Below are 26,828 nucleotides of genomic sequence, written 5' to 3'. Positions count from 1 at the left end.
GAATTGGGGCAGGGGAGCAGGGAGCAGGGGGAGCAAGCCCTGTCCGAAGCCGTGGAGCAGAGCGGAACATGGGTATAAAGCCCCCCCTTTTAGGGCGCTCTTGCTGGGGCGGAGTAACAAGCTCCGTCTGTTGCTTTCTCCCTTGCTCCCTGCCCCCTGCTCCCCTGCCTCTTTTGACCATTATTAACTATTTTTTGAGTAGTAAATAATACAGTGAACCATTACCGCCTGTGATGCCGGCGCGATCGCCTGCAATCTTACCAGAACCCATAAAATAATCTACTCGTCCTGGGCCTTTAATAGCACTACCTGTATCTTGATCGAGTACAAAACGACTCACAGTCCGATACTCCAATCGTCCCGCACTGGCAGGATAGGGAAATGAAGTATAAACCAGCGCTAACGCACCTGGAGGCATAACAGACTTATCTGTGGCAATAGAACGCTCTGGTGTGACTGGCACGTTAATACTACCAGTAGCTTGTCTACCGCTAGTTTCTTTAAAGAAGACAAACCTTTCCCAACGCGGTAGATAGTTACTCAACTCTTGGGGCTGTTGTTGAAAGTAACTAATCAAACGTGGCATTGTCAATTGTGCTAAGGGGATTTTGCCATCTTTTGCTAGTTCTTTGCCGATACTAGTCCAGGGGTAATCTGTGCCACCAGCATAGCCAATGGATGTTTTTTTGCCATCAGTTAACTGAATTTGGGCAGAACCTTGGATTTGTACCATGTATGCGTCTAGGCGATCGCGGAACCAGAGTATTTCTAAACCGCGCAATTGGCTCTTATCACCTAGTAAGCCATCTGTCCCTTCCAAATCAATGCGTTTGGGATGGGGTTTAGGCCATTGCTCAAAGTCTGGCGGGAGCCGATAAAGAGGATATTTATATACTGAAGTTTTTACGCGGCTAGCAGTATAAATAGGTTCGTAGTAAGCAGTAAACTTAACAGTACCCTTGCCATCGTTACCTACAGATTTGTAAAAAACAAACTCTCGACGCACAGCAGCTTGCAGTTGGGCTGGAGATTTAGAACTGACAACTAGTTGCCGGAAACGTATCAAACTTTGCCGCACCCGATCAAGAGTAACTCCTTTGACAGGATAGTTTTGATACGCTGCGATCGCACTACTTTTTGTCAAATAACCTAGACTGTTGTCAATCGCAGCCAACAAAGCCCGGCGATCGCCGGGTTTACCCCTTTGACCCCAAATTTGCTCATCCCAACCTAAACAGGCATATATAGGCGTACAACCTGTTCCCAGGTTTAGAGGTTTCAGCGGTGGCTGTGGTGGCTGCGGTATTTCAGGCTTAATTGTCGGTACTGGCAACGGTAAAGGAACCTGAGCAACAGCCGACCAGAGTGTATTTACAAGGGTAATACCCAGACTTAAGGAAACTAGAGCAAGGGTTTTTCTCATCATTTAGTTGAATCTTTCAACACTAGAGCTAAAAACTGGTTCTACTCGGATTGCCACAATTCGAGAAGGACGTATAACCATATACTCTCCTTGAATATTCTTGATCGGTACGCTAATAAAGTCGTTAGAAGCAGACTTGGGTACAAGTTCGCCACTATACCATTTCTGAAATTCCTGAATTGTCGGAAAACGGATTTCTTCACGATGACCACTTTCCAAGAGGAGGAATACAGAGTATTCATTGGGAGTTCTAGGCATAAGATTGAATCATTTAAAACATGTTCAACCTATTGTTAACCGCGTCACCCCAAAATGAAAAGGGTAAGCATACGGGAGCAAGATCAGCTTGGGAGAGTTTTCAATTTATAACTCATGGTTACTTTGACTCTAGACGGCCAATGCTTTCACCAGTTCCCAGCAAATTTTTATATGAAAAAGGGGCTAGGGGCTAGTACTCTGTCAACCCAAAAATGACAGGTGGAGGCAGGCAGGGGAAGCAGGGGGAGCAGGTGGAGAAAAGAACTGGACTTTTTCACATTAACCCAGCAAAGTTGCTGTGACAGAGTACTAAGGGCTAGGGGCTAGAGTAGTGTATTTCATCTTTAAGAAAACTGGTCTAATTACCATCTTCTGGTAAAGTCAGAATTTCTACGCCATCTGCTGTAACAGCTAGGGTATGCTCAAATTGAGCCGAAAGCAAGCGATCGCGTGTAACAGCAGTCCAACCATCATTTAACACTTCAACTTCGTAAGTGCCTTCATTAATCATCGGTTCAATGGTAAAAACCATTCCTGGTCTGAGGCGCTTGCCTTTGTCGCGGATACCATAGTGAGGAATATCTGGCGCAGTGTGGAAAATATTACTAACGCCGTGTCCGACAAAATCCCGAACTACAGAAAAGCCTTGTGCTTCAGCATATTCTTGAATAGCTGCACCAATATCTCCAATCCGTCCCCCTGGTTTGACCTCAGCAATACCCAAGTAAAGACATTTCTCAGTCACCTCAACCAACTTTTTCGCTTTGAAAGAAGGAGTACCAACAAGAAATGTCTTGGATGTATCGCCGTGGTAGCCATCAACAATTGGCGTGACATCAATGTTGATAATGTCACCATCTTTCAAGACCTGCTTAGCATTAGGAATACCATGACAGACTACCTCGTTAACACTCGTGCAAATCGATTTGGGAAAGCCTTTATAGCCAAGAGGTGCGCTTTTGGCCTTATGTGCTTGCGTCCACTGTTCGGCTGCATTGTTCAGTTGCAGAGTGCTAATCCCAGGCTTGACTAAAGGTTCGAGATACTGTAAAAGTTTGGCAGCCAAGCGTCCTGCCTGACGCATTTTGTCTAGTTCTCTTGTAGATAAAATAACAATTGGTTCGGTTTTCATTAACTCTGATCTAAATTATCGCCCATAAATATAGTTAACCCTGTCTGTGCAGCTCTTTGTGCGGCATCAGCAACCTTTAAAGTATACAAACTCTCTTCTGGGGTGACGTACAAAGAAGCACCATCAAAAAGATGATCTAACACCATAGTTGTATCTTTAGCAAATAAACCCCGACGAGTACTAATTTCTATCGGTGTTGTTTTTCCTGCTTGGATAAAATATCCTGCCTCACTATCAAAAATTAAACCACCCTGTTCACCGTGAACTTCAAACTTCCGTTCTGATTGCCAAATAGTCTCACCTTTGCCGTAAATTACCTGTGCTAAAAGTCCATTATTAAAGCAAAGTTCACTAGTACAGAAACAGGTTTGATAATATTCCGGTTCTGTTTCCCAGTATCGTTGATGACAGTTGACTGTCAGCACCTTACCAAACAAATCGGTGAGACGATGTAGTCGAGAAATAGCACCAATTAAGGGAAAACCAAAAAGCTCATGATTATAAGTCCACTTCCGGGGTGCAGGATTTTGGGGTTTGATAGTACTGTAGCGGACATAAAATATATCGCCAATTTTAGCTAAGTGCTGCTTTAAAGCTTGATGTAAGCCACCTAATAGTTCTATATGTTCGACGTGTAAAAGTTTATTTTGAGCTTTAGCTAAGGTAATTAGTTCTTCTGCTTCTTTGACATCAAAAGATAAGGGATATTCTACAACTACGTGTTTACCTTGATAAAGGGCTGCACGAGCGATCGCTCCATGATCACGATTAATTGTGGATATTACCACCAAATCCACATCATCACGTTCTACTAACTGTTGCCAAGAACTCAATGCTGTGGTTTGGTATTCTTTAGCAAAGGCTGCTGTTGTTTCTATTGTATGACCAGCAATTGCTACTAGCTGCGATCGCTCATCATGGGCTAATGCCTCTGCTCGTAGTTTTGCTGCATATCCAGTTCCAACCAAGCCTACGCGCACTGTTGCTGTTTTCCTAGCTGCTTCTGAATTATACATGATTTCACAGTTATGTTTTTGACAACATGAACTCTAGAAAAATTCACATTGTTTTTTAAAAGGAAACAGGGAAATCTCCATGAACGAAGCGTGGCGGTTTGGGGCTTGTAACCCAGTATTCAAGAAGGATTTCACCACTGTTGCCTGTTCCCTATTCCCTGTTGCCTGCTCCAAGGGTATAGTTTTTTCTGATAACAGTGCTATTAGTTCGTGAAATACATAAAATAAACTTATGTTTATCTAATAACTAAATTTCATTACTAATCGCGGTCAATTTCCAGTTACATCGTTTAATTTTTCTCGTAGTATCAGAATTGAAGTGAATTTGAACCAACGACTGACATTAGAGCAGCCGTGGGCTTTGCTTTAAGATAACTTAATACTGCCGTTTGCAAAAGAGAGGATTACTAAAATGGCCGCTTACAAAGTGACATTAGTCGATGCTGAAGGAAACAAAACTGACATTGAAGTTCCTGAAGATGAATATATTTTAGACGTTGCCGAAGAACAGGGAATGGATTTACCCTACTCTTGCCGTGCTGGTGCTTGCTCGACCTGTGCTGGTAAATTAGTGTCGGGTACTGTTGACCAGGGAGATCAATCATTTTTAGATGACGATCAAATTGAAGCTGGATATGTGTTGACCTGTGTTGCCTATCCAACCTCTGATGTAGTAATTGAAACTCACAAGGAAGAAGATCTCTACTAAAAGCTAGGCTTTTTAGGTCTAAACTTCTTGTCAGAGTTAGTAACATACTCCCACACCTCAGCAAGCTGTAGGTGTGGGCTTCTCAGAGACTCCCGGTATCCCATCGGACATTAACTGAGCTTTAAGGTCGAGATACTCATCGACCTATTTTTGATGACGATGGCAGCATTATGGTTGCGTCCCAAAGAACACCCACACTCGCATCTATGCCATCGTTCATGCAACTTTTTAGGGAGTTTATCGCCACAATTAGAACATTCCTGAGTTGTACCAGATGCTTTAACGGGTATTACCAACAAACCAGCATTTTCGGCTTTGTTTGTCAGCATTGATCAGAAGTTACCCCACCCCGCATCATGTACAGATTTTGAAAGTCTAGACCTCGAAAGTCCCTTAATGTTGAAATCTTCATGAGCAATTACATCATATTTTTTCAGTAAGTTTTTAGCGGTTTTAAAGTGAAAATCTTTGCGTCTATCAGCAACTTTTTTATGCCGCTTTTCTAGTTGCTTTAGCCCAAACAACTAGAAAAATATCCAAACAAAAGTTATCTGCATTTCTAGAATTGCACCTACAGGGCAAGTAAATCGATAAAATAATCCTCTGTCCCTTTGGTGCATTACTTCCATGACCGCTACCTCAAGAGATCCCTTTTCCCCCCAACAAATTGCTGCTGAAGGTCTCAAGCCAGAAGAATATGCAGAAATTGTACGACGGCTAGGTCGTCATCCGAATAAAGCTGAACTAGGAATGTTCGGCGTCATGTGGTCTGAACATTGCTGTTATAAAAATTCACGACCTCTACTCAAACAATTTCCTACTACCGGCCCCCGGATTCTGGTTGGGCCGGGTGAAAATGCTGGTGTTGTAGACTTAGGTGATGGATTACAACTAGCATTTAAAATTGAGTCTCATAACCACCCTTCAGCTGTCGAACCTTTTCAAGGGGCAGCTACTGGAGTAGGAGGTATTCTCAGAGATATCTTTACAATGGGGGCGCGTCCCATTGCTTTATTAAACTCCCTGCGTTTTGGTTCTTTAGAAGATGCTAAAACCCAAAGACTATTTAGTGGCGTGGTAGCTGGTATCAGTCACTATGGTAACTGTGTAGGAGTACCCACAGTTGGTGGCGAAGTTTATTTTGATTCAGCTTATTCTGGGAATCCCCTAGTGAACGTGATGGCACTAGGTTTAATGGAAACGTCAGAAATTGTCAAATCTGGGGCATCTGGCTTAGGTAATCCTGTTCTGTATGTCGGTTCTACTACTGGACGCGATGGTATGGGAGGAGCAAGTTTTGCCAGTGCCGAATTGAGCGATCGCTCAATAGATGACCGTCCTGCTGTGCAAGTAGGCGATCCCTTCTTAGAAAAATCATTGATTGAAGCTTGCTTGGAAGCATTTAAAACAGGTGCAGTTGTCGCCGCGCAGGATATGGGAGCAGCAGGTATCACTTGTTCGACATCAGAAATGGCAGCTAAAGGCGATGTGGGGATTGAACTGGATTTAGATAAAATTCCCGTGCGAGAATTGGGGATGCTTCCCTATGAATACTTACTTTCAGAATCTCAAGAACGAATGCTATTCGTTGCTCATAAAGGACGTGAACAGGAGCTAATCGATATCTTTCATCGTTGGGGACTTCATGCCGTTGTGGCAGGGACGGTGATTGCTGAACCCATCGTACGGATTTTGTTTGAGGGTGGAATCGCCGCAGAAATTCCTGCTGAGGCGCTGGCAGAAAATACCCCGCTTTATCATCGAGAATTATTGACAGAACCACCAGAGTATGCACGTCAAGCTTGGGAATGGCAATCTGATTGTTTACCTGCTTGTGCGATCGCGGGTATTGAAATCTCAGAAAATCTCAAAACCTGGAATGATATTCTCTTAACTTTGCTTGATACACCGACGATCGCTTCTAAAAACTGGGTATATCGTCAGTATGACCATCAAGTCCAAAATAATACCGTAATCTTACCAGGTGGTGCTGATGCTGCTGTGGTGCGGTTACGTCCTCTAGAACCATCTACAACTCTCAAAAGCAATAAAGGGGTAGCAGCTACTGTAGATTGCAATCCCCGTTATGTTTACCTTGATCCCTACGAGGGAGCTAAGGCAGTAGTAGCAGAAGCAGCACGCAATCTTAGCTGTGTGGGTGCAGAACCTCTAGCGGTGACAGATAACCTTAATTTTGGCAGTCCCGAAAAACCCATTGGTTATTGGCAATTAGCAGAAGCTTGTCGGGGTTTAGCTGAGGGATGTCGAGAATTTGCAACACCAGTAACTGGCGGGAATGTTTCTCTATACAATGAAACTCTCGATTCTCAAGGCAACCCACAACCAATCTATCCGACCCCTGTTGTAGGGATGGTGGGGTTGATTCCCGATATCAGCAAAATTTGTGGTCAAGGTTGGCAACAAGCAGGTGATGTCATTTATCTTCTGGGATTGCCAATAACATCGAAAATTAGTTTAGGAGCATCTGAATATTTAGCCACCATCCACGGCACTGTTGCCGGCAGACCACCACGGATAGATTTTGACTTGGAACGTCGTGTACAGCAAGTTTGCCGTGAAGGGATTCGTGCGGGTTGGATAGGTTCAGCCCATGATTGTGCTGAGGGGGGAGTAGTTATTGCCTTAGCAGAATGTTGTCTTACTAGCAACCTCGGTGCAAAAATTAATCTAGAAGTACCAGAAAGTCAGTTAGAACGACTCGATGAGGTGCTATTTGGCGAAGGTGGGGCGAGAATTTTAGTTTCTGTATCATCAAACCAACAAGAAATTTGGGAATCCTATTTACAGAAACATTTAGGACAAGAGTGGCAAAAACTAGGTAAAGTTGAAAATTCCGATCAAGGCTTGGGGGTTTTAACCACTGATAATCAAAGCTTAATCAACGTTAAAATTGAAGATATGAAAGATCGTTATTTACAGGCGATCGCTAGACGTTTAACTATTCACACCAGTAATGCTAGCTAAAGAACTGCAAAAATTAAATAATCAAAAACCAAGTACTGATTTGCTGTTAATGTAACGTGTGCAATCCGTACTTAATTCAGAAATTCTCCCCCTGCTTCCCCTGCCTCCCCTGCCCTTTCTCCCCCATCCCCTCCCCCTGGATTGTTAGTATAGATGAGCAGAATTACGCTACTGTTTTAATAGATGGTTAAAGATTTGTTAAGAACTCTGCCACTATCCATAGACATAATCCGAGTGACTTGACCCCACCACCAGGAGCAAAGCCAGCATGATCCCCGTCCATACCAATACTTTGGATGCATATCCCCACCAGACTAATAATGACTCCATGAATAGTCCTGACAATCGTCCTGACAAGCCAGAAGAAGCTTGCGGTGTTTTTGGTATTTATGCACCAGAAGAAAAGGTTGCTAAACTGACTTACTTTGGATTGTACGCCCTCCAACATCGAGGTCAAGAATCAGCTGGCATTGCTACCTTTGAGGGTACGCAAGTACACCTGCATAAAGATATGGGCTTGGTGTCTCAGGTCTTTAATGAATCTATTTTGGATAAATTACCGGGTAGTCTAGCAGTTGGTCATACTCGTTATTCCACTACCGGTTCTAGCCGTAAGGCTAATGCTCAACCTGCTGTAGTCGAAAGTCGCCTAGGTTCATTAGCTCTGGCACATAATGGCAATTTAGTCAATACTGTGCAACTACGAGAAGAATTACTCCAGAGTAAATTTAACTTAGTTACATCAACAGACTCAGAAATGATTGCCTTTGCGATCGCAGAAGCAATCAATGCTGGTGCAGAATGGTTAGAAGGTTGTATTCAGGCTTTTCATCGCTGTCAAGGAGCTTTTAGTTTAGTTATTGGCACTGCCGATGGTGTAATGGGTGTGCGTGACCCTAACGGCATTCGCCCACTGGTCATTGGTACTTTAGAGGGTAATCCAGTCCGCTACGTCTTAGCTTCCGAAACATGTGGTTTAGACATTATTGGGGCTGAATACCTCCGAGATGTGGAACCAGGAGAATTAGTTTGGATTACTGAAGAAGGTATGGCTTCTTATCATTGGAGTCAAAAGCCGCAGCGTAAGTTGTGTATCTTTGAAATGATTTACTTTGCCCGTCCTGATAGCGTTATGCATAACGAGAGCTTATATAGTTACCGAATGCGGTTAGGACGGCAACTAGCTCAAGAATCTCTTGTAGATGCTGATATTGTCTTTGGTGTTCCTGATTCTGGTATACCTGCGGCCATTGGATTTTCTCAAGCTTCTGGTGTTGCATACGCTGAAGGCTTGATTAAAAATCGCTACGTGGGGCGCACCTTCATTCAGCCAACCCAAACCATGCGCGAGTCAGGGATTCGCATGAAACTTAACCCCCTCAAAGATGTGCTAGCAGGTAAACGAGTAATTATCGTTGATGACTCGATTGTTAGAGGTACTACTAGCCGTAAATTAGTCAAAACCTTGCGTGAGGCGGGTGCAGTCGAAGTACACATGCGAATTTCTTCTCCACCTGTGACTCATCCCTGTTTTTATGGTATTGATACCGATTCTCAAGATCAACTAATTGCTGCGACAAAATCAGTAGAAGAAATTGCCCAGCAATTAGAAGTAGACAGCCTTGCTTATCTCAGTTGGGAAGGAATGCTACAAGCAACAGGCGAAGACACCAACAGTTTCTGTTCTGCTTGCTTCACTGGAGATTATCCTGTGACTATTCCTGAGTATGTGAAGCGCTCTAAGTTGATATTAGAAAAGGTAGTGGTTTAAATAAAGAGGGGCTAGGGACTAGGAAAGAAGCAGGGGAGGCAGGGGAGGCAGGGGAAGACAAAAAGACAGTTCTTTCCCCAATGCCCCATGCCCCATGCCCAATGCCCCATGCCCTACACACAAGTTAAAATTGATAAATCCCATCACAGAGATAATTTATGAACCAGCCGACAAGTGAGAAACTGCGCTGGAATACTGCCGATTTGGAATTGTTTCCAGATAACGGGAACCGCTATGAAATTATTGACGGGGAATTGTTTGTGACTAGAGCGCCTCACTGGAAGCATCAAAAAACTTGCGTCAGAATTAGTACTGTTTTAGATAATTGGTCACAAACCACTGAGTTGGGAGAAGTTGTAACTGCTCCTGGCATTATTTTTGGCGATAATGACAATGTTATACCCGATGTTGTCTGGATTAGTAATGAAAGGCTAGCCCTATTATTAGACGAGGCTGGACATTTAACTGCTGCACCGGAATTAGTGATAGAGGTGCTATCTCTCGGTAGTGAAAATGAAAAACGGGATAGGGAATTAAAACTTAAGCTTTATTCATCACGGGGTGTCAAGGAATATTGGATTGTAGACTGGCGCAAGCAACAGGTGGAAGTTTACCGACGCGAACAAACTATTTTAAAGTTGGTTGCCACCTTGTTCAAGGATGATCAATTGAGTTCACCTATACTACCTGAATTTAATTGTGCGATCGCACCTTTATTCACATAAGATATTAGTCAGCAATTTTAAGTTAATTGAATATCAGCCTTGGACTTTAATCCAAGGCGGGTAAATTATTTTATTTCTTCAAAACTACCTGAAAAGAATTTAAATATCCCGTGATGGTTTTAGCTAATGTTTTTTGCTGCTTTTTAGTAGTTATAGCCATTACTTGATACAAGCGTCCTTGGGCAACATACATTCTGTTTTTAGTAATTTTGCCTCCAGAGTTGATATAGACAATTTCTTTCCCTGGATGCCCATTAGAACTACGAATATTTCGTTGACTAATTAAATTACTTTTCGTAGTCTTTAAAGCCATATCCCGTGCATTATTTAAGATTAATTGGGGATTAGCCATTTGACCGTAACTATATGGAAAGTCGTTGTAAGCAACTACATAAGCTACTTGCTGCTTTGGTGGTTGAGCGATAAATGTTTCTAAGTTGATTTCCCCCATATAGGTTTTTTGGGATTGAGTATTTCTTTGGGGGCTTCCCGGCATCAAAATCGTAAAACGCCCATCTGGAGCAGTGTATAACTTCCATTTAAGCTGCACTGGTTGAGCAGGTGTGGGTTTCACCTGAGTAACTGCTGGTTTGGCAACCAAAACCGGACGCTTGGGTTGTTTGGCTTCAACCAAGGCAACAGAACCGCCAGAAATCAAAGTGGCGGCGATGAGTGGCAACAGACTTATTTTTGTCATATTTTTTGCTTTTTTAAGTGCAACTATTACTGATGATGCTAGTTGTTCACTCTAATAGAGTTGCAACTAGCTTGACCAATCAATTTAGCAAATTATTTACAAAAGTCCCTGCCCAATACTTCAACTTCGCCCTTCTCTGCGAAAGGCTGCGCCCTAAGCGTAGCTATGCCGTAGGCTTTACGACTGCGCGGTAGTTTCGACTGCGCTCAACTACCGCGCAGTCGAAACTCAGCAACCAACGCTCAGGCTAAACTCAGTACAAGTACCCCATGCCCCATGCCCATTAAAATGTCACTACACTGCGGATTGATTCGCCTCTGTGCATTAAATCAAAAGCATGATTAATCTGCTCAATCGGCATAACATGGGTAATCAAATCATCGATATTGATCTTTCCTTCCATATACCAATCAACAATTTTTGGTACATCTGTACGCCCCCTAGCCCCACCAAAGGCCGAACCTTTCCAAACGCGGCCAGTGACTAATTGAAAGGGACGAGTACTAATTTCTTGCCCAGCACCAGCCACACCAATAATGACGCTCACGCCCCAACCTTTATGACAGCATTCTAAGGCTTGACGCATCACATTGACATTGCCGATACATTCAAAACTGTAATCAGCACCACCTTTCGTTAAATCAACTAGGTAAGCAACTAAATCACCCTCTACTTCTTGAGGATTAACAAAGTGCGTCATACCAAACTTTTCTGCCAAATCCTGTCTATCGGGATTAATATCTACCCCGACAATCATATTAGCTCCCACCATCCGCGCTGCTTGGATGACATTTAAGCCCACACCACCCAAGCCGAAAACTACAACATTTGCCCCTGGTTCTACTTTCGCTGTATTAATCACTGCACCAACGCCTGTTGTGACACCACAACCGATGTAACAAACCTTCTCAAAAGGGGCATCTGGGCGAATTTTAGCTACGGCAATTTCTGGCAACACCGTATAGTTAGCAAAAGTGGATGTACCCATATAATGATGAATCATCTCCCCACCGATGCTAAAACGACTAGTACCATCGGGCATAACACCGCGTCCTTGGGTAAGACGAATCGCTTGACAAAGATTAGTTTTTAAGCTTAGACAATATTCGCATTGACGGCATTCTGGAGTATAAAGGGGAATTACATGATCTCCTGGTTTGACGCTCGTTACATCAGCGCCTACTTCTACAACAATACCAGCACCTTCATGTCCTAAAATTGCTGGAAACAAGCCTTCAGGGTCTGCACCAGAAAGAGTGTAAGCATCGGTATGGCAAACGCCAGCAGCTTTAATTTCAACCAATACTTCTCCTGCTTGTGGTGCTGCTAGTTGAACGGTTTCGATAGATAACGGCTTACCCGCGCCGTAAGCTACTGCTGCTTTAACTTCCACAGTCAGCCCTCCTATGTAAAGTTGTCTTAATGGGCTGATCTGAGTTTATATCGGGGAGCGATCGCAAAAACTTTTTCTTACTTTTCTGTAAATTAACTTGTAAAATTACAAAATTACATCTTCTCATGAGATTGGTACATTAGTTACAGGTGGAATAGCTCAAAGATGATAGCTATACCGTTGCCATAGACTGATAAATTTTTCCAACCCTCAGTTATTTCTACTTTTGCAAAGCTTATGAACCCTGCCCTAACTCAAATTGGCACACAAATGTCTAACTTGACTGGTGTGCGAGCGATTATGAAAGATATTAACGAAACACTAAGAGCTGGTGCAGGGCAGGAGTTGAATAATTTAAGTGCCGGCAACCCGTTGATTTTGCCAGAGGTAGAGCAGTTATGGCGAGATTGTACAGCGGAACTACTAGCGAGTTCGGAGTATGGTGAAGTTGTTTGTCGGTATGGTTCCAGTCAAGGCTATACACCATTAATTGAAGCGATCGCTAACGATTTTAACAAACGCTATGGGTTAAACTTAAGCGATCGCAATATCCTCATTACCCCAGGTAGCCAAAGCCTTTATTTTTATGCTGCTAATAGCTTTGGTGGCTATACCAATAGCGGCGAACTCAAACAAATTGTTTTACCCTTAAGTCCCGATTATACAGGTTACGGTGGCGTTTGCTTGGTTCCAGAAGCTTTAATTGCTTACAAACCAACTCTAGATATTGATGAAACTGCCCACAGATTTAAATATCGCCCAGACTTCAACCAATTGTCGATTTCAGAAAATACGGGTTGTGTTATCTTCTCTCGTCCCTGTAATCCCACTGGTAATGTTCTCAGCGACGATGAAGTGAAAAAAATTGCTGCCTTAGCCGCACCTTACGATGTACCTGTATTAGTTGACTCGGCTTATGCGCCTCCTTTCCCAGCATTGAATTTTACAGAAATGACACCAGTGTTTGGCAATAATACTTTGCATTGCATGAGTTTATCAAAGGTGGGATTACCAGGAGAACGCATTGGCATTGCCATCGGTGATGAAAAGATGATTCAAGTGCTAGAGTCCTTTCAGACAAATTTATGCATTCATCCATCACGTTATGGACAAGCAATTGCAGCTTTGGCAATTAACTCTGGTGCTTTGCCTATAATGGCAGAACAAGTTATCCGTCCCTTTTACCAAAATAAATTTGCTGTTCTAGAAAATACTTTAGAAACAGCGATGTCTAAGGATTTACCTTGGTTCCTCCATCGCGGCGAAGGAGCAATCTTTGCTTGGTTGTGGCTACAAGATTTACCTATTACTGATTGGGAATTTTATCAGCAACTCAAACAAGTTGGTGTAATTGTTGTACCCGGTAGTACCTTCTTCCCTGGTTTACGTGAAGAATGGCAGCATAAACACCAATGTTTACGCATCAGTCTGACTGGTAGTGATGAAGAAATTGTTACTGGAATGCAACGTTTAGCAAAAGTAGCAGAAGAAGTGTATCAAAAGTCTTATAAAGTGGCGTGAAAGGAGGCAGGGGAGGCAGGGGAGGCAGGGGAAGCAGGGGAGGCAGGGGAGGCAGGGGAAGCAGGGGAGGCAGGGGAAGCAGGGGAAGCAGGGGAGGCAGGGGAAGCAGGGGAGGCAGGGGAAGCAGAGGAAGCAAGAAGAATAACAACTGACAACTGACAACTGACCACTGACAAATGACAAATGACTAATCTAGATGATTGGCTAGAAATTGGTAAAATCGTTGCACCTCAAGGGTTATCTGGAGAAGTGCGGGTTTATCCCCAATCAGACTTTCCCGAACGATTTGAAGTGCCGGGAAAGCGCTGGCTATTGCGTCCTGGCGAGAGTGAACCGCAACCCATCGAATTATTGTCAGGACGTTATATTAATGGCAAAAATTTGTATGTCCTTAAATTAGCTGGAGTGGAAAATTGTAACCAAGCCGAAGAATTGCGCGGTTGTAAGTTAATGGTATCAGCAAGCGATCGCCCCAAATTAGATGAAGGTGAATATCACGTTATAGATTTGTTGGGTTTGTCAGTCTTTATGCAAGAATCTGGGGAACTTGTCGGTACAGTTGTAGATATTATCCCCGCTGGTAATGATTTATTAGAAGTAAAGCTGCATGAATCATTTGCTCATGATAAAAAACAAAAGACTGTTCTGATTCCTTTTGTCATGGCGATCGCACCTGTGGTAGACTTACAAGCTAGTCGTATTGAAATTACACCACCACCAGGGTTATTAGAACTTTAATAATTAGTTAAATTTTAAAGGTTTGTAGTGAGGACTTCAGTCCTCTCTAACAGGATGCTAATCCGTGATTATAATTTTTCAATGCTATTTTCTGAAACTTTTTTAATTTAAAAGAAAAAGCAAAAATTTACACCCAATACTATGGTTAAGTTCCAGCAAGGTGTATCTACTACAGTGCAATATTGCATTGCTAACACAACTATTCTTAGTCTAATTGCTTGTACAGCTTGCGGTTCTCTACAAGCACAAAATAACCCCCGCGACTCTCCTACACCTACTGAAATTGCTAGTTCCTCTCAAGTAGTGGCTTTGGGAAAATTGGTTCCCCAAGGAGACGTAATTAAAATTTCTGTAGTTAACGCTCAAGATAGCCGCGTTAACCAGATTTTAGTGCAAGAAGGTGACTTTGTACAAGCCAATCAAGTCATTGCGATTCTTCAAGGACAAAATAGAGTCGAACAGCAACTCAAACAAGCACAGGCAAATGTTGCCATTAAAAGCGCTCAATTGCGGAAAATTCAACAAGGAGATTTTAAACAAAGTGAAATTATAGCCCAAAAAGCAGCGATCGCTGAATTAAATGCGAGGTTACGCACCGAAACCAAACAAAGACAAGCAGCCATCACTCAAGCCGAAGCAACAATGCGTAACGCCGAGCTAAAATATCAGCGTTATGTAACTTTAGCCGCAGCAGGAGCAATTCAGCGCGCAGAATTAGATGATGCTCAAGAACAATTTGAAAAAGCCAAAGCTATTATTGCTGAAAATCGAGCCGAATTAGAAAATACCACATCGACATTAGCAGCCCAACTTACCAAAGAAACAGCTAACCTCAAAAGCTTACAAGAAGTACGTCCAGTTGATATAGAGATAGCCAAAGCCGAACTCCAACAAGCACAAATCCAAGTAGAACAAAGTAAAGCTCAATTAGAAGATACTCAAGTTCGTGTTCCTGTCGCGGGGCAAATTTTACGCATCAATACTCGCGTAGGTGAACAAGTAAACACTCAAGAGGGAATTGCAGAATTAGGACAAACAAAACAAATGTATGCGATCGCTGAAGTCTACGAAACTGATATCGTCAAAGTGAAGCTAGGACAACCAGCCATTATTACCAGCGAATACGGCGGCTTTAGTGGCGAACTACGAGGAAAAGTCGATCAAATTGGTTTACAAATCGGTAAAACCCGCCTTAGTCAAGACCAAAATAATCCTACTAACGATGTAAATGCGCGGGTAGTAGAAGTAAAAATCCGCATTGATTCTCAAGATAGCCCTAAGGTGGCAGCTTTGACGGGGATGCAGGTAAGAGTGAAGATTAAGATTTGAGGAAAAAATCTATAGATAAGGAAAGGAAAAGAAAATATGTGAAATTATAGCGCTTTTGGGTTGTGTGCAATACACTCCATTCAGAAAAAGGGGCTAGGAACTAGGGGCTAGAGGCTAGAGAGGTGTATTTTCTTCATCAGAAAACCGCTGTAGAGTATCAAGTAGAACTGTAGGTTGGGTTGACGTAAGAAAACCCAACAAAGCAACGTAAATGTTGGGTTGCGCTATGCTTAACCCAACCTACTATAAGTTCTATTTTGGGTTTGAAAACAGTCTCTAGAGGCTAGAAAGGTGTATTTTCTTCATCAGAAAACCGCTATAGAGTATCAAGTTTAGGGTATGGGAAATCAAAGTTTATTTTCAAACTTTCAAGTTTCCAGTTACAAACCCCAATTTCCATGTTTAGAACTCGAACATTCTCCTGCGGAACTCGAATACTCTTCTTCAGAACTCGAACATTCTCCTTCGGAACTCGGACATTCTCCTTCGGAACTCGAACATTATCCTGCGGAACTTGAACATTCTCTTTCGGAACTCGAACATTATCCTTCGGAACTCGAATATTCCCCTTCGGAACTCGAACATTCCCCATTAGAACATCAATCTACTAGTTTTCAGAAGTTCTTTAATTTAGAATTTTGTTCACTCTTCTGTACAAGACGATGCGTTAATACCATTTCACGAAATTATTGATATAAATTACTTTTCTTACTCCCCCTGCCTCCGGTCACTGAGTTTCGACTACGCGGTAGTTGAGCGTAGTCGAAACTCAACTGCCGCGTAGCCGAAATGCTGCTTCCCCTGCTTGCCCAAATGTATCAACTTTAAAGCGAAACGGTATAAGGCGTTCCCATAGAGTATTTTAAATTCATTTGTTCAATTCCTATGATCAAACTTCTCAAACATCTCCCTTTAGAAACTCCCTTATCTTGGGCGCAATTATCCCATCAAAAGGTACGTTTAGCTGTGGCAACTACGGGCGTATGCTTCGCTAATATCTTAATGTTTTCCCAGATGGGACTTTTAGCAATGCTGACTGAAGGAACAACTAAACTGCATGAAAGTTTAGGCGGAGAATTAATCTTAGTTTCCACATTTAGCCCTAGTTTACAGTTTAGAATTTCTTTCCCTCGCGCTTATCTTTACCAAGCCGCCTCAGTCGAGGGAGTGGAAACTGTCGCACCAGTTTATATTAGTAGGGCAAATTGGGTGAATCCCAAGCAATTATCTCAACCAAACAGTTCTAAACAAAAAACATCACCTAGACGAGGCTTTTTTGGTAACGAAGTCCGAGTTATTGCTTTTAATCCTACTCAATCTTTCGTGTTGAAATCTCCAGAAATTCAGCAGCAACTTTCTAAATTAACTACACCAGATGCAGTTTTATTTGATCGTCTTTCTCAAGCTTCTTTAGGAGACATTCCCCAATTACTGACTCAGCAAAAAGATTTAGCTACTCTGATGGATAATCAACGCACATATATAGTAGGACTTTTCAACATGGGTAGCACAATGAATGATAAAGGTAATGTAATTATCAGTGATTGGAACTATGCGCTACGAAATGGACAAGATAGCCTCAATTCAGTCCGATTGGGAGTTGTCAGCCTCAAAACAGGCGCAAACATCAAAACAGTCCAAGCACAGTTACGTCAACGTCTCCCTGCCGATATTAGCGTGTTCACCCACGAGGAATTAATTCAACGCGAACAGCAATTTCACGCCTCTCAGCCAGAGGGAATCATCCTCAAATTCGGTACAATTGTCGGCTTTGTAGTCGGGGTAATTATTCTCTATCAAGTTCTGTATTCAGATGTCAGCGATCACTTGTCAGAATATGCCACCCTCAAAGCAATGGGTTATAGCGATCGCTCTCTATTAATAGTAGTTCTACAAGAAGCCGTAATTCTCGGTGTAATGGGATTTATTCCTGGCTTTTTCGCCTCAGTTGGAATTTATAATTTATTGGTAACACTCACACGTATACCCCTAGTGATGAAAGCGAGTGTAGCGATCCAAGTCTTTCTCTTAACTATTATTATGTGTAGCGTTTCCGGTGCGATCGCCACGACAAAACTTCGTTCCGCCGATCCCGCCGACGTATTTTAAATAATCCCAAATTTAAAATTGTATGACTTTCTCACCCACTGTGACTGTCACTAACCTCAACCATAGTTTTGGACAAGGGACATTACAAAAACCTGTATTAACTGATATAGATTTAGTAATTTACCCAGGGGAAATTGTAATTTTAACAGGCCCTTCCGGTAGCGGTAAGACAACTTTACTTTCCCTAATCGGAGGCTTGCGTTCAGTACAAAAAGGAAGTTTAAAAATATTTAATCAAGAACTTAAAGGTTGTACAAAAAAGCAGTTAATACAAATTAGAAATCAAATCGGCTTTATCTTCCAACATCACAATTTGCTCAAGTGCTTAACGGCTTATGGTAATGTGCGGATGTCCTTGAAGTTGCATCCAGAAATCTCTAAATATGAATATCGCCAAAAAGCTGTAGCTATTTTAGACGCTGTAGGATTAGGCGATCACGTAGATTATTACCCAGAAAAATTATCAGGAGGACAAAAACAAAGAGTTGCGATCGCGCGGGCTTTAGTTGCTCAACCCAAATTAGTCTTAGCAGATGAACCCACCTCATCGTTAGATAGTAAAACTGGACGGGATGTGGTTGATATTATTCAGCGTCTTGCTCAAGAAGAAGGTTGTTCTGTTTTACTTGTAACGCATGATGCGCGGATTTTAGATATAGCAGATCGTATCATTCAAATGGAAGATGGACGATTGCAGGATGATAATTAATAGGACTAGCTAAAAACCTCAATACTTTGCTTATGCCTTTAGATGTAGGGTTTTTGACTGATTTCCTGTAGCTGCTGGGCTGTACCACCTTGCTGAGAAAGTATCAAAGTTGTTGCGGCTACTGCAAACATCCCTACAATGGCTAACCCCAGTATAGTAGTTCGTTTTCTCAAGGCGATCGCAGCAATTAAAGTTTCTCTAATCGTGGCGTTACCAGTTACCTGAATCGGCTTAAGTGCTGCCAAAGCAACAGCCGCATTGGCATAACGATGGTTCCACTTACGCTCTATCATTTTTATTAACCACGACTGGAAACACGGATGAAGTTGGGGAACTAATTTCTGTAAATTAAAGCGGTTGCGCTGATCAACTAACTTACCAACATCGACAGAGTTGGTACTAGTAAGTAAACAAATCAGTGTTATCCCCAAACTATACAAATCTGAAGCCTGGGTGAGAGAATAACCAAGATATTCCTCTGGCGGCATAAAACCTGGGGTTCCCGCTGCCAAACTACTAAAAGTCATTGTCGTTTTTTGTGTCTGAGTCAAACCAAAATCAACTAAGTAAGCATTCAAATTTTCGTCAACTAAAATATTCTCTGGTTTAATATCCCGATGGATAATTGGGTCAACTTGCTGTTGTAGATAAACCAAAATTTCTAAAATTGACAGCGCTATTTGCTTGATTTCTTCTGGATTAAAGTTGCGACGTACTCCTAAAGATGGAGCGTTTTTATACTCCTGCACTAAATAAAAACCCGTTGAAGTTTCAAAAGAATCTACATAACGAGGGATGCGGGGATGATTAATGGTTTGCAGGATTTTAATTTCGCGTTCATAAGCTTTCAAACCAGACCAGTCAGTTCCTGTATTGGCAATACTAAATTTTTTGATTACTACCTGTTGATGAGATTTTTGGACATTAGCTAAGTAAGTAATGCGTCCCCCTTCCTGATTATGTCCTAGTTCTCGAATAACTTTATACCCTCGTTCAGAAAAATCTAAATGGTAACTTAAGGGTATTTCCCTTTGATTACACATATCAAGCTCCATTACACACCACCTGAGTCTGATTTTGTGAAGACGCAATTAACAATGAACAGTGAACAGTTATGGAAAATTTGGGGTTTAAGTTCCCCAGCAACGCCTGATAACTGATAACTGATAACTGATTTCGTCCCTGTTCCCCAGTGTGTTTGCGTCTATCTACAGTAAGATGCTCACAATGGCTTTATAGTCGTCGTAGCTACATTTTTGGTTAACCAATCAACAATCTGGGCATTGACAACATCTGGAACCTCATCGTGGGGACAATGACCAGCGTTAGGAATGGGAACAATTTTGATTTCTTTGCCATTCTTACAAGCCTCCTCGTAAATCTTAGCCCCAGTAATTGGTGTCCAGGGATCGTCAGCACCCCAAATTACTAATAAAGGACGTTCGACTTTCGGCAATAGTTCCCCTGGGGTCGGGCCAGGAGGTGCTGTCAGTATAGATGCGAAAACTTGCTGCGCTCCGGGATCGCAAGAAGGAGTGTAAAGTAAATCAACTAATTCATCTGTGACAGCTGCGCGATCGCGGTAAACTTGATACAGGGTACGGCGAATTTGGGCTTTTTGGCGGATACGGTTAAAAACAAATTTACCTGTAATAGGCGATCGCACAACTTTGTTAAAAGCTGCCATCACCACCCGTAGCGGTGGATTCAATTCGTGAGGACGATGGCTTAATCCCCCCGCAGAATTAATTAAAACACCACCCGCTGCAATTTCTGGATGTTCTGCCACTATCATTAAACTCAACAGTGCGCCGATGGAATTGCCGATAAATACAGCAGGTTCTAGAATGTGAGTTGAGCAAAAATCTTTCAAAAGTTCTACCCACACTTCCACGCTGTAATCAATTGGCGCTTTGTCGGAACCACCGAAACCTAAAAGATCAACAGCAAAAACTTGATAGCCAGCATTTGCCAAAACAGGAATATTTTTGCGCCAGTGACCAATGGAAGCACCAAAGCCGTGAACTAATACCAGAGGTTTTCCTGTACCCATGACGGTGTATTGAATTTTGTAACCTTGCCAAGTCCAAAAAAGTTTTTCTAAGGTACTTGCAGGTAACTGCTGTGTGATTCCAGTCATTATGAATATTCGTAAACTATGATTCTTTATATAATACGGGTTAGCAGCAACGCTTTGAATATGACGATGAAGTTTTGGCTGATTTCCTTTGACAGTAATTACGTAATCGTTACCACTATCTATAATTAACTGACAAGTTTTCTTTGGTAGTGTACTGTAGCTTTGTGTCGGAGAGGTTCATATAAACTCACGTTAAATACTTAACAAAATACCTGATTCGTTTTTTTTTAGTTTACAATTTTAAAAAACTAATTCTTGTCAAATAGGACTTACACAACGCCGATATTATCATTGCGACCGGAACGGAGTGTAGGGAAGCAATCCCAGCGTTAAGATAGATTACTTCGCTATCGTACCCTTCGGGAAGGCTAACGCCAACGTAATGACGCAGTTACGTTATTTTTGCGTAAGTTTTGTCAAATAAATAATTATTAAATATCATATTAGGCTGATGTATGAATGTTTACTTATTTGTTATCAAACTAGTAATTATTAATACTTTAAAAACCATCTTTCAAGATTGTAATTAAGTTTAAAAAACCATGTGGTTTTGATAAATTTTTGGTAAACATGATTTTTTCAACATCAAGTGTTTGTTATCTATGTATGTGTGCTATTAAAACTTGATAATTAAGTTCAAATTAATTTTTAACTTTAGATAGACAAGCTTAAAGCACAAATATATTTTGATAGTCTTTGTTAGCTTCAGCAGGTATCCTTCTGTAGAAAGTGCTACTTACGACTAGATTTTTTCATGATTACTTTTATTAAATACTAGTTAATGACAGTATTTATCAGGATGTAAAAGTAATTAAATTTTTAGGAATTGTATGCAAAATCAAGTAATACAGCAACTTAACAAAGTTTATAAAGAACTTATCCACCAAGTAAAAAAAATATCCGATAATAAATATTTACGGAAATTAAAGAATGCCAAGTTTTTAATTGTTGTTTTTGCGATCGCAGCGATAATTACTTCCATTGAAATGACAGCAGATTGGACTGTTAAGGGAGTACCTGCAAACACTTACAAAACATCTTGGATAGGTAATACTTTTGGTGGCGGTAAGAAGTGGGTACAAAACAATATTGAAACAATGTACGTTGCCCCAAATGGCACAGTCTATACCAATAGTTTCTGGGATGAAGGCGGGGCAGAAGCAGGAATATATAAAGATGGCGATGTGATTGGAGCTTTGAATGATACTCACGGCTGGAGTCGTGGCGGTGGTAAAGCTATAACGGCTAATAGTAAATATGTTTACATGGCAATGGTTCAGGGAACTGTTGGCAAAATCAATCAAGATTATCCCTCAGATGGCACTACTTGGTACTGTGTCAGACGCTATGACTTGTCTGGAAAACCTGCACCTTTTGACAAAGGACGTGGTTGGGATCAAAGTATGTTAATTGTCAGTAATCAAAGTGAAGTTACTGGATTAGCCACAACGGGGAACGAGTTATATGTAAGTGACTCGGCTACCAACAGCATTCGTGTCTACAATACCGACACAATGAAAGAAATACGTGACTTTAGTGTGACTAATCCAGGTGCGATCGCGATTGATAAACAAGGTAATCTATGGATTATTCAAAGTAAAAATGGCAATAATCCGACCAAAATCGTCCATTACTCCCCAACAGGCAAGCAACTACCCCAAAAAATTACCGATGTAGTCGAACCAACTGCGATCGCTATTGACCGTCAAGGTAGACTGTTACTGACAGAAAATGGCCTGCGTCAGCAAGTACTAATTTACAACATCAAAGATCAACCAGTACAAACTGGGACTTTTGGCAGTAAAGGCGGTATTTATGCGGGTGTTCCTGGCGAAGTCCAAAATTTGAAACTGTACGGACTTACCGGAGTGGGTGCAGATGCCGCAGGTAATATTTATGTCAATAGTAACGGTTTCAATAAATCAGGCACAGATTTACGCAAATTTTCGCCTTCCGGCAAACAACTATGGCAATTACTGGGATTGTTATTTGTTGATAATGCTGATGCTGACCCTAAAACTGATGGGATAGATGTGTTCACCAAACAAGAACATTACTTGATGGACTACAGTAAGTCTGCTGGTAAGCAATGGACTTACAAAGGCTACACGTTAAACGCCTTCAAATATCCCCAAGACCCCCGCTTACATACATCACCAGACGCAACCTTTGTTCGCCGCATCAAAGGTCAGCCTTTTTTATTCCTCACAGATATGTACAGCAGCTTTCTGCAAATTTATCGTTTTAATCCAGCCAAAGACGGCAAAATTGCGATTCCTGCGGGTATGTTTGTGGGTACTCATGGCGGCGGTAAAAAATCAATTGAGGGAAATTGGCCGCCTCATCAACCAGAAAAAGGAGAGTGGATTTGGCGCGATAAAAACGGTAATGGTGCATTTGACAAAGGTGAATATGACAACAACGAAGATTATCCTTACTTAGGAGGATGGTGGGTAGATAGTCAAGGAGATATTTGGAAAACCTTGCGAACTGAAGATGGGATTCGGCGTTATCCTTTACAAGGAATAGATCCCAAGGGCAACCCCATCTATACTTATAGTTCCATGCAAAAGGAAAAGACTCCCAGCATCTTTACCGATTTGCGCCGGATTGAGTATTTTCCCCAAACAGATACCATGTACTTGTCAGGCTTCACAAAAGATCATCCAGCAGTTGGAGATGATACCAAAGTCGTAGGATCTGAAATTGCCCGTTTTGATAATTGGAGTAAAGGCGATCGCACCCCCCGTTGGCGGGTTGTAGTTCCTTATGACACCACTGGTAAGCGTGAAGTAGCCACCGCAGCTATGAGTGTAGCGGATGACTATGTATTTGCTGTAACTTTTAAAACGGCAGAAGTATATGTCTTTGATGCCAAAACCGGAACTTTTGCAAAAAAATTGAAACCCGGCCCTGAAGTTGCTGGTGAAAGTGGCTGGATTGATATACCCCACGGTATCCGTGCTTTTCGCCGTTCTAATGGTGAGTACCTAGTATTTGTTGAAGAAGACTGGAAAGCTAAGGTAATTGTGTATCACCTGAAAAAGTAAAAAACTGAAACGACCTATTTTTCTTGGTGTCTTAGTGGTTAATTAATTTTTGAACCACCAAGGCACTAAGACACAAAGGTCAAAAGCCAAATTTCGGGATAACTTGTCTAAATAATTATGACCATCAAAACGTCTCTACAACAACTCCAAAAATTATTGCCCAGTGCTTGGTTAGAGAAAATTCAATATATTCATTCCAACTTATTATTTAGGTTAATTTTAGTTGGTGGAAGTAAGACATTAGCATTTAGCCAGAAATCAGCAGATGTTGCTGTTGCCTCTGCTAGCGGACAATACGAAGCATTATTAACGCGTTATGGTGTAAAACATTTTCAACTAAATCAGTCAAGAGAACCGCTAAATATTATCAAAGCTGCTTGGCGTTATAGAGAAATTTTGCAAGCGTTTCAGCCTGATATTGTTCATGCACACATGATGACAGATGCGGAAATTATCACTAAATTAGGCTAACGAATTAAATAGTCAGAAAAAAAACTATCAGGACAATACTGAGTGCAAAAGCAAACAAAAGGGCATATTCAAATCGGCGACTCAAATATCCCACAGCAGCAATTAAGCCGACAGCAAGAATCACAACGCCCACATATTGTCCACGTTGCAACCTTTTGGCAATTAAAGGATCTGGGGGAGTCTCTTTAGAAGCTGGAATTTCTTCAATTGTATCAGGCGATCGCTGCGATACTAAAAATTTTGAAGTTGGTAAACTCATAAAATAACCATTGAGTTAAATTACTAAGTAATAAGTTATAAAAACACTTTTATGGAAATCTGGAAATACCAGATAAGTGATACCACAGCAATTATGAAGTTGTTTTATGATACTATTCATGAGATAAATATTCGTGACTATACAAAAGAACAAGTTGATGCTTGGGCTCCAGCTAATATGAATACTGAGGCTTGGATTAACAGCTTAAAAAGCAAATTTACTTATGTGGCAGAAGAAGGTGAGCATATTGTTGGTTTTGGTGAACTAGAGGCTAATGGTCATATTGATCGCTTCTATTGTCATAAAAATTTTCAAGGAAAAGGTGTAGGTACAAAAATTCTGGAAGCTATTGAATTAAAAGCAAGATGTTTAGGAATTAAAAAACTCTTTACAGAAGCAAGTATTACAGCAAAGCCATTTTTTCTAAGTAAAAAATTTATTGTAATTAAAGAACAAAAAGTAGAACGCAGAGGTCAAATATTGATCAACTTCGTTATGGAAAAAACTTTTTAGACTTAGTAAATATTTATTTACATAGTCAGGACTTACGTACCGATTATAATTTTATGTCATTACGAGCAAAGCGAAGTGATCGCAAAGGCTTAGTTTTTTATTATGAATGCGTAAGTCTTAATAGTATCATAACCATTTATAGACGCAGCTAGTACAGTTCGGCAAAAATAAACCACCCATTCCAAATCAATGAAAAGCTTATGCTGTGTTCATTTTTAATTTTTAATTCCGCCTTGCGGTACTAGCTGCTTTTCACATGTCAGTTTTAGTAATTAAGAAAAAAAGAGTGGGAGAAAGCATACCAATAGCCTCTAATCTCCCACTCTAGCATTTGCCGCTGTAGAGTTCAGGAATATGTGTGGACGTTGCCCGTTATTTAGGGGGCTAATGCGTATGTTACCGACAACGCCTCTACACATTAATTATTCCCGTTGCGACAAATGTCAAGTCTAAATTATTAATGTTTTTTGTTCATAAAAAACTTTCAGACAATCCCTAATTAAAGTATTTTGCTATTTTGGTAATAATACCCTGGAAGTTGTTTATCTTCATATAAGATAACTTAGGTAATCTCACTCTAGTTGCCAAATTGGCAGGTTTTTACAGCGTTTCTCGATTGGGTGTAGTACGTCTTTTAAGAAGAGAGGGGCTAGGGACTAGGGATTAGAGACGAGCGTAATGTACCTCATCCACATGAAATTTGCTGTAAGTTTTTTTCATAACTCATTGATAAACTTTTAAAAGCTGTGAAAGAGAATAGGGAACGGGCAACAGGCAATAGGAAAATCAGCCACCCACAAGGGAGAAGGGAGACGCTACGCGCTAAGGGTAGCCATGCCGCAGGCTTTACGGGGGCGTGGCGTTAGCATAGCGGGACGAAGTACGGCTTAAAACCTTACTTTGGGGCTGATTTTCTTTTTCTGTTCCCTGTTCCTGCCCCGTTGGCGCAGCCTTTCGCAGAGAAGGGGCGTGGTTAATTTACAAGAAACTAATAAGGGTACAGTCATCCCGTACCCTTACAATTGCCTGTTATATAAAAACTTTTTGCGTTACCCTGATATTAAGAACTACGTAAAATTGCAGACAAAGAGTTCTGTTTACGAATATCCATTAAGTCTGCTAGAGATTCTTTGCTTTTTTTATCCAGTGGGTGTCTGTGTTCTGGCGGCAAAACCGTCACTAAAGGTTTTGTTTTAGCTGGCATTGAAACAGTAGGCTTTAGTGGTTGTGTAGGCACAAAAACCGGCAAAGTACTGAGAGTCTTTGGTTCCCAATTTCGGTGAGGTCTGGGTGTCAAAGGTTCAGGATAGCGGTTGATACGTTTTTGGCTTTTGCGGCGTGGCTGTGTTGGACGGTTAAGTAGTCGCAAAAGAATAAAACAACCACTTCCACAACTGAGGGCGATCGCAGCTACCATCCATAAAGGTGTAGGATTGCTCTGCGAAGGTGTTTTAATCGGTCTTTCAACTACGGCTGGGATTTCTTCTGGTTCTATTTGTTCTGCACCTCCCACATGACCCAAGCTATATAAAGCCAAGGCAGTACTTCCTATGAACATTGTTAATAACCCAGTTAACAATAGCAAAGGATGATGTGTAACCAGATAGATCAAAATGTTTGCTGAACTGTTTGTTAGTCTCGACTTAGTGTTTGCCCATTTTGGCCTTGTCTGTATTACTTGGATTAGCTCATCCTGTACGCTCTGACTATTTTCCATGATTACTTTCAGATTTGTACCCCTCTAGTCCCTGATTGTACTGGAGGAGGGAGCTATGAGGTATCCGTAGTCAAATTTCGGATTTAAGTAGCTTTTTTGTGACACTTATGCTACTAAATCCGATTTTTTGGCATAATCAACTTTCTTCGGGAGAGGGAACAGG

The 26,828-nt window shown here is 41.5% G+C and carries 22 protein-coding genes and 1 pseudogene; 12 read left to right on the top strand and 11 right to left on the bottom strand.

The window, feature by feature from the left end:
• Positions 1-187 precede the first annotated feature (187 nt).
• From mltA to QI031_RS15220, 4 genes are all read right to left on the bottom strand, one after another.
• Positions 188-1,423: a murein transglycosylase A gene (mltA, locus tag QI031_RS15235; RefSeq protein ID WP_281486039.1), complete on the bottom strand. Its 1,236-nt coding sequence runs from the start codon at positions 1,421-1,423 to the stop codon at positions 188-190.
• A gap of 3 nt (positions 1,424-1,426) precedes the next feature.
• Positions 1,427-1,681: a hypothetical protein gene (locus tag QI031_RS15230; RefSeq protein WP_214438099.1), complete on the bottom strand. Its 255-nt coding sequence runs from the start codon at positions 1,679-1,681 to the stop codon at positions 1,427-1,429.
• A gap of 358 nt (positions 1,682-2,039) precedes the next feature.
• Complete coding sequence (gene map / locus QI031_RS15225) at positions 2,040-2,813, bottom strand: type I methionyl aminopeptidase (RefSeq protein WP_281480525.1); 774 nt, start codon at positions 2,811-2,813, stop codon at positions 2,040-2,042.
• Positions 2,813-3,829: a Gfo/Idh/MocA family protein gene (locus QI031_RS15220; RefSeq protein WP_281480524.1), complete on the bottom strand. Its 1,017-nt coding sequence runs from the start codon at positions 3,827-3,829 to the stop codon at positions 2,813-2,815. Before QI031_RS15220 ends, map begins: the two co-directional genes overlap by 1 nt.
• 412 nt (positions 3,830-4,241) lie before the next feature.
• On the opposite strand from QI031_RS15220, the gene QI031_RS15215 reads away from it, so the two are divergent.
• The gene (locus tag QI031_RS15215; RefSeq protein ID WP_281480523.1) at positions 4,242-4,538 is read left to right on the top strand and encodes a ferredoxin; all 297 of its coding nucleotides are present in this window, start codon (positions 4,242-4,244) and stop codon (positions 4,536-4,538) included.
• A gap of 110 nt (positions 4,539-4,648) precedes the next feature.
• Here the strand turns inward: QI031_RS15215 and QI031_RS15210 are convergent.
• Positions 4,649-5,053, bottom strand: a pseudogene (locus QI031_RS15210) (RNA-guided endonuclease InsQ/TnpB family protein); the annotation flags it as partial.
• Positions 5,054-5,165: 112 nt separating this feature from the next.
• Here QI031_RS15210 and purL point away from each other — a divergent pair.
• The 3 genes from purL (at position 5,166) to QI031_RS15195 (ending at position 10,019) form a co-directional block, all read left to right on the top strand.
• Positions 5,166-7,523: a phosphoribosylformylglycinamidine synthase subunit PurL gene (purL, locus tag QI031_RS15205; RefSeq protein ID WP_281480522.1), complete on the top strand. Its 2,358-nt coding sequence runs from the start codon at positions 5,166-5,168 to the stop codon at positions 7,521-7,523.
• A 268-nt stretch (positions 7,524-7,791) separates the two neighbouring features.
• Positions 7,792-9,294: an amidophosphoribosyltransferase gene (gene purF / locus QI031_RS15200; RefSeq protein WP_281480521.1), complete on the top strand. Its 1,503-nt coding sequence runs from the start codon at positions 7,792-7,794 to the stop codon at positions 9,292-9,294.
• A gap of 158 nt (positions 9,295-9,452) precedes the next feature.
• A complete protein-coding gene (locus QI031_RS15195; protein WP_281480520.1) occupies positions 9,453-10,019 on the top strand; it encodes a Uma2 family endonuclease in 567 nt (188 codons plus the stop codon).
• A 70-nt stretch (positions 10,020-10,089) separates the two neighbouring features.
• On the opposite strand, the gene QI031_RS15190 is transcribed toward QI031_RS15195, so the two are convergent.
• The gene (locus QI031_RS15190; RefSeq protein ID WP_281480519.1) at positions 10,090-10,716 is read right to left on the bottom strand and encodes a hypothetical protein; all 627 of its coding nucleotides are present in this window, start codon (positions 10,714-10,716) and stop codon (positions 10,090-10,092) included.
• 283 nt (positions 10,717-10,999) lie between these two features.
• Entirely contained in the window at positions 11,000-12,109 is a 1,110-nt protein-coding gene (locus QI031_RS15185; protein WP_281480518.1) for an S-(hydroxymethyl)glutathione dehydrogenase/class III alcohol dehydrogenase, read from the bottom strand.
• Between the two features lie 237 nt (positions 12,110-12,346).
• Here QI031_RS15185 and QI031_RS15180 point away from each other — a divergent pair, with 237 nt between their 5' ends.
• The 5 genes from QI031_RS15180 to QI031_RS15160 all read left to right on the top strand — a co-directional run bounded on the left by QI031_RS15180 (position 12,347) and on the right by QI031_RS15160 (position 18,515).
• Positions 12,347-13,630, top strand: coding sequence for a valine--pyruvate transaminase (locus tag QI031_RS15180; protein WP_281480517.1), 1,284 nt, complete (start codon positions 12,347-12,349; stop codon positions 13,628-13,630).
• 183 nt (positions 13,631-13,813) lie between these two features.
• Positions 13,814-14,368, top strand: coding sequence for a ribosome maturation factor RimM (gene rimM, locus QI031_RS15175; protein ID WP_281480516.1), 555 nt, complete (start codon positions 13,814-13,816; stop codon positions 14,366-14,368).
• Positions 14,369-14,509: 141 nt separating this feature from the next.
• Complete coding sequence (locus QI031_RS15170; RefSeq protein ID WP_281480515.1) at positions 14,510-15,697, top strand: efflux RND transporter periplasmic adaptor subunit; 1,188 nt, start codon at positions 14,510-14,512, stop codon at positions 15,695-15,697.
• 885 nt (positions 15,698-16,582) lie between these two features.
• Complete coding sequence (gene devC / locus QI031_RS15165) at positions 16,583-17,806, top strand: ABC transporter permease DevC (RefSeq protein WP_281480514.1); 1,224 nt, start codon at positions 16,583-16,585, stop codon at positions 17,804-17,806.
• A 22-nt stretch (positions 17,807-17,828) separates the two neighbouring features.
• On the top strand, positions 17,829-18,515 hold the full coding sequence (locus QI031_RS15160; RefSeq protein ID WP_281480513.1) for a DevA family ABC transporter ATP-binding protein: 687 nt from the start codon (positions 17,829-17,831) through the stop codon (positions 18,513-18,515).
• Between the two features lie 38 nt (positions 18,516-18,553).
• Here QI031_RS15160 and QI031_RS15155 read toward each other — a convergent pair whose 3' ends face one another.
• Together QI031_RS15155 and QI031_RS15150 are read right to left on the bottom strand one after the other, a co-directional pair.
• On the bottom strand, positions 18,554-19,570 hold the full coding sequence (locus QI031_RS15155) for a serine/threonine protein kinase (RefSeq protein ID WP_281480512.1): 1,017 nt from the start codon (positions 19,568-19,570) through the stop codon (positions 18,554-18,556).
• 167 nt (positions 19,571-19,737) lie between these two features.
• The gene (locus QI031_RS15150; RefSeq protein WP_281480511.1) at positions 19,738-20,655 is read right to left on the bottom strand and encodes an alpha/beta fold hydrolase; all 918 of its coding nucleotides are present in this window, start codon (positions 20,653-20,655) and stop codon (positions 19,738-19,740) included.
• A gap of 830 nt (positions 20,656-21,485) precedes the next feature.
• Between QI031_RS15150 and QI031_RS15145 the strand changes: the two genes are divergently transcribed.
• Positions 21,486-23,705 carry an NHL repeat-containing protein gene (locus QI031_RS15145; RefSeq protein ID WP_281480510.1) on the top strand — a complete coding sequence of 740 codons (2,220 nt, stop codon included), beginning with the start codon at positions 21,486-21,488 and terminating at the stop codon, positions 23,703-23,705.
• A gap of 117 nt (positions 23,706-23,822) precedes the next feature.
• Positions 23,823-24,176: a glycosyltransferase gene (locus tag QI031_RS15140; protein WP_281480509.1), complete on the top strand. Its 354-nt coding sequence runs from the start codon at positions 23,823-23,825 to the stop codon at positions 24,174-24,176.
• Between the two features lie 4 nt (positions 24,177-24,180).
• Here the strand turns inward: QI031_RS15140 and QI031_RS15135 are convergent, their stop codons facing one another.
• On the bottom strand, positions 24,181-24,435 hold the full coding sequence (locus QI031_RS15135; RefSeq protein ID WP_281480508.1) for a hypothetical protein: 255 nt from the start codon (positions 24,433-24,435) through the stop codon (positions 24,181-24,183).
• A gap of 51 nt (positions 24,436-24,486) precedes the next feature.
• Here QI031_RS15135 and QI031_RS15130 point away from each other — a divergent pair, with 51 nt between their 5' ends.
• Positions 24,487-24,948 (top strand): GNAT family N-acetyltransferase, encoded by a 462-nt coding sequence (locus QI031_RS15130; RefSeq protein WP_281480507.1) that lies wholly within the window; start codon positions 24,487-24,489, stop codon positions 24,946-24,948.
• Positions 24,949-26,008: 1,060 nt separating this feature from the next.
• Here QI031_RS15130 and QI031_RS15125 read toward each other — a convergent pair.
• Positions 26,009-26,506, bottom strand: a complete 498-nt coding sequence (locus QI031_RS15125; protein ID WP_281480506.1) for a hypothetical protein — start codon at positions 26,504-26,506, stop codon at positions 26,009-26,011.
• Between the last annotated feature and the right edge of the window lie 322 nt (positions 26,507-26,828).

It is taken from the genome of Halotia branconii CENA392 (assembly GCF_029953635.1).
GTDB lineage: Bacteria > Cyanobacteriota > Cyanobacteriia > Cyanobacteriales > Nostocaceae > Halotia > Halotia branconii.
This window is presented reverse-complemented; position numbering and strand designations above follow the sequence as displayed.